At 37.7% G+C, this 14,073-nt stretch carries 14 protein-coding genes; 12 read left to right on the forward strand and 2 right to left on the reverse strand.

Annotated features, from left to right (window positions below):
- The first annotated feature begins 1 nt into the window (after position 1).
- The 5 genes from ACFQ19_RS02630 to rhaD all read left to right on the forward strand — a co-directional run bounded on the left by ACFQ19_RS02630 (position 2) and on the right by rhaD (position 4,618).
- Positions 2-1,498: an FGGY-family carbohydrate kinase gene (locus tag ACFQ19_RS02630; RefSeq protein ID WP_379590417.1), complete on the forward strand. Its 1,497-nt coding sequence runs from the start codon at positions 2-4 to the stop codon at positions 1,496-1,498.
- A gap of 4 nt (positions 1,499-1,502) precedes the next feature.
- Positions 1,503-2,555 (forward strand): galactitol-1-phosphate 5-dehydrogenase, encoded by a 1,053-nt coding sequence (locus ACFQ19_RS02635; RefSeq protein WP_379590418.1) that lies wholly within the window; start codon positions 1,503-1,505, stop codon positions 2,553-2,555.
- Positions 2,556-2,884: 329 nt separating this feature from the next.
- A complete protein-coding gene (locus ACFQ19_RS02640) occupies positions 2,885-3,205 on the forward strand; it encodes an inositol monophosphatase family protein (RefSeq protein ID WP_379590419.1) in 321 nt (106 codons plus the stop codon).
- Positions 3,206-3,222: 17 nt separating this feature from the next.
- Positions 3,223-3,687, forward strand: coding sequence for an inositol monophosphatase family protein (locus tag ACFQ19_RS02645; protein WP_379590793.1), 465 nt, complete (start codon positions 3,223-3,225; stop codon positions 3,685-3,687).
- A 106-nt stretch (positions 3,688-3,793) separates the two neighbouring features.
- Complete coding sequence (rhaD, locus tag ACFQ19_RS02650) at positions 3,794-4,618, forward strand: rhamnulose-1-phosphate aldolase (RefSeq protein WP_379590420.1); 825 nt, start codon at positions 3,794-3,796, stop codon at positions 4,616-4,618.
- Positions 4,619-4,869: 251 nt separating this feature from the next.
- Here the strand turns inward: rhaD and ACFQ19_RS02655 are convergent, their stop codons facing one another.
- Together ACFQ19_RS02655 and ACFQ19_RS02660 are read right to left on the reverse strand one after the other, a co-directional pair.
- Positions 4,870-5,739 carry a class II fructose-bisphosphate aldolase gene (locus ACFQ19_RS02655; RefSeq protein ID WP_379590421.1) on the reverse strand — a complete coding sequence of 290 codons (870 nt, stop codon included), beginning with the start codon at positions 5,737-5,739 and terminating at the stop codon, positions 4,870-4,872.
- A 24-nt stretch (positions 5,740-5,763) separates the two neighbouring features.
- Positions 5,764-6,690 carry a 1-phosphofructokinase family hexose kinase gene (locus tag ACFQ19_RS02660; RefSeq protein ID WP_379590423.1) on the reverse strand — a complete coding sequence of 309 codons (927 nt, stop codon included), beginning with the start codon at positions 6,688-6,690 and terminating at the stop codon, positions 5,764-5,766.
- A gap of 175 nt (positions 6,691-6,865) precedes the next feature.
- Between ACFQ19_RS02660 and ACFQ19_RS02665 the strand changes: the two genes are divergently transcribed.
- The 7 genes from ACFQ19_RS02665 (at position 6,866) to ACFQ19_RS02695 (ending at position 14,068) form a co-directional block, all read left to right on the forward strand.
- The gene (locus tag ACFQ19_RS02665) at positions 6,866-7,651 is read left to right on the forward strand and encodes a DeoR/GlpR family DNA-binding transcription regulator (RefSeq protein ID WP_379590425.1); all 786 of its coding nucleotides are present in this window, start codon (positions 6,866-6,868) and stop codon (positions 7,649-7,651) included.
- Positions 7,644-8,105 (forward strand): PTS sugar transporter subunit IIA, encoded by a 462-nt coding sequence (locus ACFQ19_RS02670; protein WP_379590426.1) that lies wholly within the window; start codon positions 7,644-7,646, stop codon positions 8,103-8,105. Before ACFQ19_RS02665 ends, ACFQ19_RS02670 begins: the two co-directional genes overlap by 8 nt.
- Before the next feature lie 35 nt (positions 8,106-8,140).
- Positions 8,141-8,416, forward strand: coding sequence for a PTS galactitol transporter subunit IIB (gatB, locus tag ACFQ19_RS02675; protein ID WP_379590428.1), 276 nt, complete (start codon positions 8,141-8,143; stop codon positions 8,414-8,416).
- A gap of 35 nt (positions 8,417-8,451) precedes the next feature.
- A complete protein-coding gene (locus ACFQ19_RS02680; protein WP_379590430.1) occupies positions 8,452-9,774 on the forward strand; it encodes a PTS galactitol transporter subunit IIC in 1,323 nt (440 codons plus the stop codon).
- Between the two features lie 30 nt (positions 9,775-9,804).
- A complete protein-coding gene (locus ACFQ19_RS02685) occupies positions 9,805-10,842 on the forward strand; it encodes a galactitol-1-phosphate 5-dehydrogenase (protein ID WP_379590431.1) in 1,038 nt (345 codons plus the stop codon).
- Between the two features lie 632 nt (positions 10,843-11,474).
- Positions 11,475-13,538: a BglG family transcription antiterminator gene (locus ACFQ19_RS02690; protein WP_379590433.1), complete on the forward strand. Its 2,064-nt coding sequence runs from the start codon at positions 11,475-11,477 to the stop codon at positions 13,536-13,538.
- Positions 13,539-13,612: 74 nt separating this feature from the next.
- On the forward strand, positions 13,613-14,068 hold the full coding sequence (locus ACFQ19_RS02695; RefSeq protein WP_379590434.1) for a PTS sugar transporter subunit IIA: 456 nt from the start codon (positions 13,613-13,615) through the stop codon (positions 14,066-14,068).
- The last annotated feature ends 5 nt before the right edge of the window (positions 14,069-14,073 follow it).

Genomic DNA, 14,073 nt, shown 5'->3' on the forward strand with positions numbered 1-14,073 from the left:
AATGTATATTGTTAGCATTGATGTTGGGACAACCAATACAAAAGTTTGTTTATATGAGCTTCCCGAGTTTCGTTTGCGAGAAATCGAGAAATTTGCGACGTCTCAGACGTTTGAAAACGGCCAGACAGATGTTGATGCTGAACAAATTTGGAGTGAAGTGCTTCAGGCATTAAAAAATTTAAGTAATAAAGTAGAGAATCCGCAGCAGATTAAACAGATTACGGTTTCAAGCTTTGCGCAAACAGTTGTGCTGCAAGACAGCCAAGGAAAGGTGATTACACCGACGATTGCCTGGTTTGATCCCAGAACCAAAAAGGAAGCGGAAGAAGTGAAGGACACCTTCGGGGAAGAAAAGCTGTATCATCGAACGGGGATTAATGCGCATTCCAATCAAAGTTTAACCAAATTATTATGGCTGAAGCATCATAAGCAGCTTGCTTTTCAAAGGATGGATAAATGGACCTGCATGTCAGGCTTTATCGCATCCCGGCTAACAGGTATTTGTGCAACAGATTGGAGTTTAGCTTCCAGAACACTGCTTTTCGATATAAATGAGAAAGTGTGGGCGGACGATCTTATAGAAACGTTTGGTTTGGATAAAGAAACTTTTCCGGAGCTGGTAGAATCGGGAGCTCAGATTGCTTCTATAAAGGATTCTATTTCGCAGGAGACCGGCTTATCAAAAGATGTGAGCATTTCCATCTCTGGGCATGATCATATGGCTGGATCGATTAGTACAGGTCTGCAGAAGAAAACAGAGATATTGAATTCGACTGGAACGACAGAAGGATTGCTGCTGCTTGGAGAAGAGCCTCATTTATCGGATGCGTTTCGAAATTTTGCCATTTCAAATGGAAGTTACGTAATCGATTTGGAGTATACACTGTATGGATCGATGCCGACTGCCGGTCAAAGTTTTACTTGGATTGCCAATGCATTGAATCGAAGTTTGGAAGATATTCCTGGTATGTGTCAGGAAATCCTGGAGGAATATGAGAACGATTTTGCTGCCATGATGGATAGAATGCAGGTTTTTATTCCTCATTTAAGAGGAAGCGGTCCACCAATTCGAAGCAGTACTTCTAAAGTCATGATTTATGGTGCTACGGATCAGACAACAGACCATGATATTCTTTTTTCCATGATAGCCGGGCTGTGCTTTGAATTAAAGCAATTAAAAGATGTTTATGAAACGCATGCAGAATCCAATATCCCTCGAATGAAAGTGATTGGCCCTGCAGTGAAAAATCCGCTTTGGCTGCAGCTGAAAGCAGATATTCTGCAATCGGATATCCTTGCGTATGAGATTGAAGAAGCTGTTGCCAAAGGGGGAGCCATGCTAAGTGCATCAAAGCAGGGGCTTGTTGATACGCTGCCGAAACAAGAAACAAAAACGTACACACCGAATAAAGACAGGGAAAAAGCGCTTGAGGATTTTTACAAACAGTTTTATTTACCGCTCTATCATTTAAAAAATCAGTTTGAAGGTAAGGGATGACGGAATGGAAGCTTTAACTTTTTACGGTATGGAAGACCTTCGTTATGAGCAAAGAGAGAAACCAGTGCTGCAAAAAGAAGATGAAGTGATAATAGAAGTCAAGTATGCGGGGATTTGCGGATCCGATTTATCCAGGTACAAAAAGATTGGTCCACTGACTCCGGGAAATATTTTCGGGCATGAATGTTCAGGCGTTGTTACGGAAACAGGAAGAAAGGTAACAAATGTACAAGCAGGAGATCGTGTTGCGGTATGTCCGCAATTGCCATGTGGGAAGTGTGAAGCCTGTCAATCAGGATACTTCGCAGCATGTCCGGATTTACTCGTGATAGGAGCGAAAAAGCCAGGCTGTTTTGCATCTTTTACAAAAATGCCTGCGGAGAATGTGTTAATATTACCGGATCATGTTTCTTTTGAGGAAGCAGCTTTGATAGAACCATCCTCCGTTGTATTGCACGGTCTTTTCCAAACCCGAATGCAGCCTGGGAAAACAGTGGCTGTTTTTGGCTGTGGTAATATTGGATTACTTGCTTGTCAGTGGGCTAAATTATTTGGAGCAGATAAAGTTGTAGCCATTGATATTGATGCAGATAAACTGCAATTAGCTCAAGAGCTGGGAGCGGATGAAATTATCCAACCTGACAAAAGTGTGTCCACTTATGCGCAATTAATGCAACTTACGAATGACGCTGGCGTTGATTTAGCGATGGAAGCTGCCGGCTCCGTTCAAACGTCAGAAGAAGTATTTGCAGCACCCAAAAAAGGTGGAGAGGTTTTATTCCTTGGTATTCCGTATAGTGATATTATGTTAAAAAGATTTTATTTTGAGCGGATTGTCAGACAGGAATTAACAGTACGAGGAGCCTGGAATGCAGTATCAGCACCTTTTCCAGGAAGAGAGTTTACAACAACACTCCAATTTCTTAGAGAAGGAAAGTTGAAAACCAAACCGATGATATCGCATTACTTGCCTTTACAAGAAGGACCGGATATTTTTCACAAAATAACTAGCGGTAAAGAGAAGGCGATGAAGGTTTTGTTTGAAGTAGGGAAGTAGATGGATAGAAAAGTGGTGAAGTAGAAAAGTTTATTTTTATTTCACCACTTTTTTTATTTATCACGGAGAACCGCCCGTAAAACTCCCGCCTCAAAATAAAGAGCGAAAATAAATTTATTTAGGCGGGGGATAACGGGCGCTAACTCCCTGAATCACTTAGGCTAATTCAGTGGGAGAAGAGCGAAGACTCTCACTGAATGAAGTTTCGTTTTATAATGACGATACCTATTTCCATGAACAAGAAAATATTCAAAGTATTATCGCGAATTTAATAAAATGCTGGTTTAAAAAACATTTTAAAACTATATTTCTAAAGGAAAGGTGATTGGATGTTTGAAAGAATACATGAGGTCGTCATAGAAGCTGGAGAATATATAGTAAATAAAGTACATTCAGATTTCACTGTTGAAACAAAAGAGAGCGATATTGATTTAGTTACGGAAATAGATAAACAAACGGAAGAATTTATTACGAACGAAATAAAAAAGAATTTCCCTGCTCATGCTGTTTTTGGAGAAGAAACAGTAGAAGATATCGGGCGTGATAGAATGATTGACATGTTAGCAACACACCCCAATCTATGGATAATAGATCCAATTGATGGAAGCCCAATTATGTACATGGACTGCCAGGATATACGATTTCGGTAGCCTTATATTGTGAAGGGATCGCAGCTTACGGCATTATTTACGACCCTGTAGCAAAAGAATTATTTGTTGCTGAACGTGGAAAAGGAGCGACGTTGAATGGGGAAGTAATTGCTGTAAGCGAACATTCTTCTTTAACGGAAAGTCTTGTTTCAACAGCGCTTCCAGCAAATAACTTAAAAGCCCGTAATAATGGGTTGAAAGAACATATGAAAATAGCCCCTATTACGAGGGATATCCGTATTTTAGGTTCATCTGCCTTGCAGTGTGCTTACGTTGCTGCTGGAAGGTTGGATGCATTTTGGGTTTGGGGAGTAAATATTTGGGATATTGCTGCAGGCAGATTGATAGTAGAAGAAGCAGGGGGAAGTATCTATCAATTGAATGGAAGCGAGATTCGATTTGAGTTTCCGCATTTCACCTGTACCAATGGAGAGATTGATAAGGAATGGAAGGAAACGTTTGCTTCTATACATGATTTTTGAGGGCTGCAGGAAACGTGGCTCATATCTCAATTCATCTGTTTTGAACAGGACAATTGTTTAAGTAGAAGTAATTGTGATTATTAATTACTATTGAGGAGGCAATGTTTTGAAAAAGCAAATTTTAAAAACACCATTTTTGGAAGAAATAATCAATGTTTGTAGTACGATTTACAAACTGGGTTGGGCAGAGAACCATGCTGGTAATTTAAGCTATAGAATGACAGCTCAAGAAGTGGAAGCTTATATAGGTAAAGAATGGGGAGGTACTAGAAAATATAATCTTGAAAAACCATGTTCAAAGCTCGGGAATCAATTTTTCTTGGTTACTGCTTCGGGGAGTCCTTTCAGAAATGTAAGGCATGATCCTGAGGTACATTTGGGAATCATTCATCTTAATGAAAAAGGAAGTACCTATGAGATTATTTGGGGATTCCGAGACGGGCGGCAACCGACAAGTGAACTACCGACGCACCTCCTCTGCCATCATGAAAGGTTACAAGTAGATCCAAATAATAGAATTGTTCTTCACTGTCATCCAACCTATACGATTGCGATGACATTTATACACAACTTAGAACAGGAAGCCTTCATTAAAACGATGTGGTCGCTAAACTCTGAATGTGTCCTAGTCTTTCCAGAAGGAATTGGTTTACTGCCATGGATGGTATGCGGAAACGGGCAAATTGGATGGGAATCGGCAATGAAGATGAAGGAATTTCGTATTGTTCTTTGGCCGCATCATGGTATCTTTGCATGTGGACAATCAACTGATCAAGCATTAGGATTGATTGAGACTGTTGAAAAAGCTGCACATGTATACATACTAACAGAAGGGAAAACGAATCAATGCATGACAGATGAACAAATTGTAGAATTAGCTCATGCATTTGACTTAAAGCCGCGAGAAGGGATTATTGAAGAGAACAAATAATGGTTATTTATATTATATCAAATGCGAAAGAATTTAAATTTTAACGTAGAAAAATAACGCGTGATGAAGAGAAAGCGATGAAAGTAAGTGGATAGAAATAAGCCAGAGAAATGGAATATAGGCCCCTAAAAGGATGAAATGTCTTCTTTTTTTAGGGGCTATTTTAATGGGATAACTGTGGTTTCTTTTCTATTGATGACCTTAATAGAATCTAAGCCAGCAATAATCGTTTTTTCAATACGGTAGTGCAATTAGACAAAAGTTTTCACTAATTTCCCTTCACTGCCAACCATTTTGATTTTAGAAATTACCATTTCTATTGCAGCATCTTTTGCTTTTTGTAAATATTGTCTTGGATCTAAATGGTCAGGATTTTCTTTGAAATGATCAGCAATTGCTTGGGAATAAGCGTTTTTCAGCTCTGTAGAAACATTTACTTTAGCCATTCCAAGTGAAACACAATGACGGACATCTTTATCAGATACTGCTGATCCACCGTGTAATACCAAAGGAACATCGACAAGCTCTGCTATTTGTTGGATACGCTTAAAATCAATATCTGGATCTCCTTTATAGATGCCGTGTGCTGTTCCGATTGCTGGAGCGAGTGTAGGTACGCCTGTTTGTTCAACGAACGTAACACATTCTTCAGGCATTGCTTTTTGAGCGTCTTTTTCGTCTACAACGATATCATCTTCCACGCCGCCGACTTTACCTAACTCTGCTTCAATGTTCACTCCCAACGATTTAGCTAGATCAACCACTTCTTTCGTTCTTGCTATATTTTCCTCAAATGGATGCATGGAAGCATCAATCATGACAGAAGTATAGCCTGCACGGACGCATTGTTTAATTAACTCATAATCTGTGCAGTGGTCAAGATGTAAACCAACTGGTACCTCATAATAGTTCGATGCAGCTGTTGCCACTTCGACAATATTTTTTGCGCCCAATGATTTCACTGTCCCCATTGTTGTTTGCAAAATCACAGGTGAATCTAGCCGTGCTGCACCTTCCAGCACCCAAAAGATACTGTCAAAAGAGTGGACGTTAAATGCAACAATACCATAACCTTCTTTTTTTGCTTTATTTAACATTGGTGTTGTAGAGTATAAAGTCATAGAAATCTCTCCTTCATGATTTTTTTAAAGTTCTTCAAATGTAACTTGTTCTTGCAGTTTTTCAGCGTCGTTCCTGTCAATATGCGGATACCAATATAAACAATTTGAAGCGGCAAAACTACTTGCCTCTACTAGAGCTGTTTTGATGTCTTTATGCGATTGAAATGCTTCTAACAATTTGCCAAGAAAAATGTCCCCGGAAGCTGTTGCATTCTTTGCTGTTATTTTTGGTAAGGTAATGCGATAGCTTTTTCCATCAATTTTTGCAATCGAACCGTCCCCGCCTAATGTAATAATGATATTTTTCAAGGACGTATCATGCTTTAAAAGGTTAATAATGTCTTCTGTCGTATCTGCTGTTTTCTTTTTGAGCTCTAAATACTCGGATTCATTCACTTTTAACAACCACGGTTTTGCTTCGACACTTTGAGATAAAGCTTCACCACTGCTGTCTACCACACATTTTGCTCCTTTTGCCTGCAAAGAAATAATTAAATCCTGATAAAAGGATGGAGGTAAACCATCTGGAAGCGACCCGGAAAAAACAACATAATCTTCTGATTTTACCGATTCCAATAAAGATTTTTCAAATGCTTGTTTTTCAGATGCAGAGATAGCCGGTCCTTTTTCATTAATTAAGTGCGCATGTCCTTTTTCGTTATCGACAATAATGGAACAGATACGTGTATTTTCTTTAATAGGTGTTACGGTCGTAGAGATATGCTGGTCATTTGCCAAGGTTTGCAAATGTTCGCCAATATAACCTCCCAAAAAAGCATGTGCTGTGAAAGCGCTGTTTGGATTTTGAAAAGAAAAAGAACGAATCACATTAAATCCTTTTCCTCCTAATAATTCCTTTGTCTGATGTGACCTGCTGACACCGTTAACATTAAATTTATCTAAAAAGATGGTTCGGTCTAATGCCGGGTTCGGACAAACAACATGTAACAAACGATCACCTCAATTTCATGTTTGATAAGTTTATCATACGATTTAATGCAAAAAAAAGCAAAGAAAAAATTAAATGAAGCAAAAAAATAATTAAAAAATATTTGCATTATTTTGCTTTGTGTCTTATAATCATTATAAAGCGTTTGCAAGGAAGAATCCTTTAGGAGGTGTTTACATGCTCTCACAAGATCGCCAAGAAATTATTATGCAATATCTGCAAACCAATAAAAGTGTAAGAATTGCAGATTTAAGTAATGATTTAGGAGTAACTCGCGAAACCGTCCGCAAGGATCTCTATGAAATGGAACAAGAAGGCGTTGTTCGAAAAGTTCATGGAGGAGCGATACTCAATAAAGCCAATTTAGAAACAAAGTATGTAACAAGAAAAACAGTGAATGAAGAGGAAAAGAAAGCAATCGCTAAAAAGGCCGCTGATCTTGTAGAAGATGGGGATACCATTTATATAGACTATGGAACAACTGCTTTATACTTTTCCAGAGAAATCAATAGCAAAAAAGATTTAACGATTATTACAAATTCTCTGCCGATTGCCCAGGAGTTGATTGATTACTCTGATTTTGAAGTGATCATTATTGGAGGAAATGTAAGAAAGAATGAAAACTCTTTATTCGGGCCAATTGCCTATCGCGGTATAGAAAAAATCTTCGTAGATAAAGGATTTTTTGGTATAGGTGGTTTAGATTTGCAGGCAGGTTACACCAATATGCATATGGGAGAATCTGAGGTTTCCAGGTTGATGATGAAGCATAGCCAGATAAAAATAATGATGGCGGATTTCTCTAAATTTCACTCTACTTCTATGAACCAGGTAGCCGCTATTGATGAAGTCGATATTTTGATTACAGACACATCGTCTGATACAGAAATGGTAGAAACCATCCAATCACTGCAAACAAAAGTCTATACGATTGAAGCTGAGGAGAGTGATACAGATGAATAATTACCTTGATAAAGAATTAATTTTGCTAAATAGCAGAGCAGATTCCACACCTGCTATTTTTGAAGAGATTGGAAGCGTTATGATAAAGCAAGGCTATGCGAACAGCGACTATGTAGAGGGATTAAAAGCAAGAGAGAAAGAATTCCCAACAGGAGTTCCGACAGGCGTTATTGGGGTAGCACTTCCGCATACAGACGCAAGCTATGTAAACGATAGCAAAATCGGTTTAATGACGCTTGAGAATCCGGTTTCTTTTCGGATTATGGGGAGTGATTCGGATGAGATTGAAGTGAAAGTCGTCTTTTTACTGGGATGTTCCGATGGAGAAGAACATATTCAAGTACTGCAAAAGATAGTAGAACTGGTGCAGCAGCAAGCATTTTTAGATCAATTATTGCAGCTTGAAACAGTAGATGAAGCGTATCAATTACTTGAAGCAAATTTAGATTTGTAAAAAATATCATTTAATAAAATTAGGAGGAATTTCAAATGAAAAAAGTATTAGTAGCATGTGGTGGAGCAGTAGCAACTTCAACGGTAGCAGCAAATAAAATCAAAGCATTATTAAAGGAAAATAACATTGAAGCAGATGTATCACAATGTCGTGTAAGTGAATTAGGATCAAAAGTTAATGGAACGGACCTGATTGTGACAACAGCCAAGGTAGATAAAGATTATGGCGTTCCGGTTGTTCATGGATTGGCATTTATCTCAGGAGTAGGGTTAGACAAAACAAAAAAAGAAATTTTAGAGGTTCTGCAGTAGAGCAATCTCTTCACTAAAAGGAGGAAGTTCCGTCCATGCAAATCTTACAGTATATACTAGACCTTGGTCCGACCGTTATGCTTCCGTTAGTTATTTTTATATTGGGAATTTGCTTAAAACAGGGTATTGGTAAATCCCTTCGTTCGGGGATAACTATTGGTGTCGGGTTCGTCGGAATTAATTTGGTCATCGGTCTCTTAACAGATAATTTAGGTCCAGCTGCACAAGAAATGGCAGATCGCTTTAATTTAGGTCTTTCCGTTGTTGATGTCGGCTGGCCTGGAGCTTCTCCGATGGCGTGGTCATCAACAATTGCAATGATTGCTATTCCTGTAGCTATCCTTGTAAACGTACTGATGCTTGTAACGAAAATGACACGTGTAGTCAATGTCGATATTTGGAATATCTGGCATATGACGTTTACAGGAGCTATTATTTTGACGGCAACCGGAAACTTTTGGTTTGCCATTGTGGGTGTTGTAGTTCACGCCGCCTTTATTTACAAGTTAGGTGATTGGTTTGCACCAACCGTAAATAAACACTTTGGCTTGGAAGGTATAGCGATTCCGCATGGTTCTGGGACATGGTCCGCTCCATTTGCAGTCGTTATTGACGCGATTATCGAAAAGATTCCAGGGTTAAAGAAAGTAAATATCAATTCCAATAAGATTGAAGAGCGTTTTGGTGTTGTTGGAGAACCCGTTGTTATTGGTGCTGTATTAGGTGTCGTTATTGGATTTTTGGCAGGCTATCCTGTATCAGACGTATTGCAGCTTGGTATTCAGATGGCAACTGTTATGGTATTGATGCCGACCGTTGTTAAATTTATTATGGAAGGTTTAATGCCGATAGCGGAAGCTGCGCAGGCTATATTGGACAAACGTTTCCAAGGGCAGCAATACTATATTGGTTTAGATCCAGCATTACTTTTAGGTAATTCCCAAGTGGTAGCAGCAAGCTTAATTTTCGTACCATTAACATTGGTTATTGCTGTTTTGATTCCCGGCAACCAGGTTTTGCCGTTTGGTGATTTGGCAACGATTGGTTTCTTCGTAGCGATGGCAGTGGGAGTTCATAAAGGAAACTTATTCCGAACCGTTATTTCCGGTGCATTTATTATGACGATTACCATCTGGATAGCCAATATGATGGTGGATGTGCATACGAAGCTCGCAACAGATACGGGAAACGTGACAAGTGGCCAAGTTGCTTCCTTGGACCAAGGCGGTGCGCCAATCACATTTATTTTGAAAGAATTATTCCAGCTTCAAAATTTAGTTCCATTACTCGTTATCGGCGGAATTTATGTGTTTAGTATCATCTTTACGTACGTTCAATTTAAAAGAGATAAAATATAAGGAAATTTGTAGATAGGAGATGTCGTTGAAATGAAGGCGTTAGTGCTGGAAAGTAAAGCAAACTTCTCCGTAAAGGATATGGAAATACCAGTTATTGAGCCCAATCAAGTGTTAGTAAAAGTATCTTATGTAGGAATCTGTGGTTCCGATTTAGCCCGTTATTTTGATGGGAAAGTTCATAATTACCCTACTATTCTAGGTCATGAATTTTCAGGCATTATTACAGAAGTAGGCAGCGAAGTGCAAGGATTAGTAGAAGGGAATCGTGTCGCAGTCGCTCCATTAGTTCCGTGTGAACAATGTTCCAGCTGTGCAAGCGGTCATCCGGCGCTTTGTGAGAATTATAGTTTTATTGGTTCCCGGGAGCAGGGCGCAATGGCTGAATACGTTGCAGTTAATGCCAAAAATATCCTGCCTTTACCAGAGGAGATTACCGATCAGGAAGCGGCCTTGATTGAGCCATTAACAGTTGCTATCCACGGGATTGAAAAAGTTAATATCCACGCCGGAGCAAGCGTCGTTGTTTTCGGGGCAGGAACCATTGGTATGATGTCACTGCTCGCATTACAGGCAAAAGGCGTTGGAGAAATAACAGTGATTGATATTGATAATGCAAAACTGGAATTGGCGAAAAAATTAGGCGCCACAGTAACCGTCAATTCAACAGAAGTGGATTTGGATGCATATTTTAAAGAAAATCAAAGACCGGCAATCGTGGTAGAAACAGCAGGTGTTCCGCAAACACAAGTTCAGTCATTACGTGTAGTAGAGAAGCTTGGTCAGGTCGTATATGTTGGTACAGCCAAGAAAGAGATTACGTTCCCGGCGGATGTATTTGAAAGAATTCTAAGAGCAGAATTAAAAGTATATGGTTCTTGGATGTCCTATTCCGTTCCTTTTCCGGGATTTGAATGGACTGCGGCTTTACAATATATGAAGGACGGAAAAATTGATGTCAAACCGTTGATTCATGAAGTGAACCCGCTGGAGGTCAAGGAAGAACCTTTTGAGAAAATGATTGATCCGGATAATCATTCGATTAAGTTTTTGTATGATGTGAGAGAGTAGGGAGGAGAGCCTTGAAGGTTACATTTTGTTTGTAACTTTCAAGGCTTTTAATATTAAACATGCATGTACTATTGTTTTTGGATAATAAGTCCAATTTCAAGTTCTATTAATTAGCATGCTCTGGTCGCTACATTATCATTACCTCAAAACATTGGAAATGAAACGAAAGTCGAACTATTAACTAAGAAAGGGGGGGGTTAAAACACTGGATTTTAGCACCATATTCTGTGTTTTTGGTTCTGATTCGTATTGATTTACAGCTCTGAAGAATAGAATTTTTTGAACTAAATTTCTCCCTAAAGTATACCGAATATAGAATCATATCATTAAATACCTTCATCAAATTATATAGAGCGAAGATTTTTAAATTGCTACGAGAAAAGACAAAGAGAAGCAGTGATAAAAAGAAATAGAAAAATAAAGTTGTCACAATTTTAGAAGATAATAAATTGAATTTTGTTCTGATCGCATAGGAGGATGCTTCTATCTTATTGTTCTTGGAAGTGGATAAAGACGGCACCTTTTTTTTAGAAAAACACAGTAATGTACATTAAATGTTCTATGTATTTCAATGAAAACGAATACATATAGAGATTTTAAGATGCTAGAATGAAATCAAAGGAGGGCGAGAAGTGGTACTAAGTGATCGAGAAAAAGAGATATTGAAAGATCTAATCAGTAACCCCAGTATTACTAGTATGGCATTGGAGCATAGGCACCAATTAACTCGTCGTCAGCTAGGCTATAGCATAAATAAAATTAATGAGTGGATTATGTCTCAAAATCTTCCATTAATAGAGAGAACAAGGAGAGGCCAATTTATTATTAATCAGACTGTGTTCTCCAAAATAAATACAAATTATGAAATGAGGGATTTCCAAACCAATGCATACACTAGACATCAACGTATTCAACTGATTTTGATGATGCTAATTGGTTCAAAAGAAGACCTTTCGTTAAACCATTTTGCTGTAGAAATGAAAGTCAGCAAGAACACAATAATAACGGATCTTAAAGAAGTTCAGGAGTACTTGGACAAATATCAATTAAAGTTGGTTTATACAAGAAAAAATGGCTATATTATTGATGGAGATGAACTCCAATCTCGGAATTTTTTAATTCATATAACACAGCAATTGATTCGAGTAAGTAATGGAAAGCGAGATATTCAGAAAGTTACTGGAATCCCAAATACACTGCTCGATGAATTTAATAGAAGAATAGAAAAGATAGAAGGCAGACTAAATATACGCTTTACAGATGAAAAACTGAATGCTATGCCATATATTTTAATCTTCACATTAAGGAGAATCGAAAATGGAAACACAATGGATTGCTTCTATGAAAATGACAGGGAATTGCTGGAGACAAAAGTATACCAAGTTATCCAGGAAGAATTGTCTGATTTAGAACTTCCTTTAAATGAGCAATTATTTATTGCGCTACAATTTCTTACAGCAAATGTTTATTTCTCAGAGCATGAAGCGGAAGAAATAATACCGGGTTTGATTCCAGCTATTGATAATATGGTCCGTTTATTTGAGAAAAGCACATGTATTTCTTTTCAGGATCGCAATCAATTATTAGAAAAATTATTGCAGCATATTCAACCTGCTTATTATCGCATTAAATACGATTTAAGTGAGGGTTTTGAAGCACTGGATTTCCAAAGTAAAGAGTTTATAGAGTTCCATCATTTTGTACAGCGATCTATCAACCCATTGGAAAAAGTAATTGGTCATACTATACCTGAAGAGGAAGCTACCTATATAACGATGCTTATCGGTGGCTGGATGAACAGACAGGGAGAAACTATCGAAGGAAGAACAAAAGCAGTCGTTGTTTGTCCGCAAGGGGTATCTGTATCTAAACTAATATTTAATGAGTTAAGTGAATTATTTCCAGAGTTTATCTTTTTGGATCATCTTTCAATTAGGGAATTCCAAAATTATTATTTTGATTATGATATCGTCTTTTCTACCACCATATTAGACGTTGATAAAAAAGTGTTTGTTTGTAATGTTTTTCAAAATCAGGAGGAAAAAGAAAGGTTACGTAAACAAGTAATGATGGAAATTCATGACTTTGTTGCTAGCGATGTAGATATGAATTATTTGTTAAACATCATTAAAAATTATGCCAAAATCCATGATGAGAAAGCATTAAAGGTTGAATTAAAAAATTATATCGATCGTGATGATAATGAAAAAATTATGAAACGGGAAATATTGAAAGATGAAATAAATTTAAATGAATTAATTGTTCCAGACCATATTATCCTAAGAAACATTGCAGTTTCTTGGGAGGAGGCGTTGGAAATCGCAGCTGCTCCATTATTAAAAAAGAAGTATATTACCGAAGAATATGTACAAGCAATGATTGCAAATACAAAGGATCCTTATATTGTAATTAGTCCGAATGTAGCGATTCCACATGCTTCGCCAGAACAGGGAGTGAACAAGTTGTCTATGAGCTTGTTGCTGATTCGTAAAGGAGTCACTTTCTTAGATAAATATGTGATTCATGCGATTGTTGTGATTGCTGCAGTTGATAAGGAACAGCATATTCTTCCTTTATCACAGCTAGTCAAATTTTTAGCAGACCCAGTACGAAAAAAAGAATTTTTTCAATGTAAAACAAAGGCAGAGGTAATGAAGCTTTTAAATCATTTCCTTCAATCATCTCAAAAAGGTTAACATGACTAGGTTTATGAGTGGGGATGATGGAAGGGAAGGGAATCTTGAAATGTATTTTGAAGGAGAGAATGCGAATGGTTGAGTTAATTGTAAATACAAAATTAGATGCAAAAACAGATGAGGAGGTTATTAGTTCATTAAGTCAGCAAATGGAAAAGAAAGGATACGTAAAACCTACTTATAAAAACGCTGTGCTTGCAAGAGAACGGGAGCTTCCTACAGGGCTTAAAGGTGAAAGTATTGGAATTGCGATTCCCCACACGGATAATAACCATGTGAATCAATTATCCGTTTCTATTGCAACGTTAGCTAACCCTGTAACATTTCAGTTAATGGAAGACCCGTCACAAAATGTAGATGTAGAAGTTGTTTTTTTATTAGCTGTTAGTGAACCTAAAGATCAAACCATGTTACTAAAAGCAGTTATGGGAATTTTAAAAGATAATACATTGTTAACAAGCATTAGAAATGCTGAAAGTGAAGAAACACTAAAAGTATTATTAGACCAATCTATTTTAGCAAAAAAATAAATAAG

This window comes from Oceanobacillus locisalsi (assembly GCF_042675985.1).
GTDB lineage: Bacteria > Bacillota > Bacilli > Bacillales > Amphibacillaceae > Oceanobacillus > Oceanobacillus locisalsi.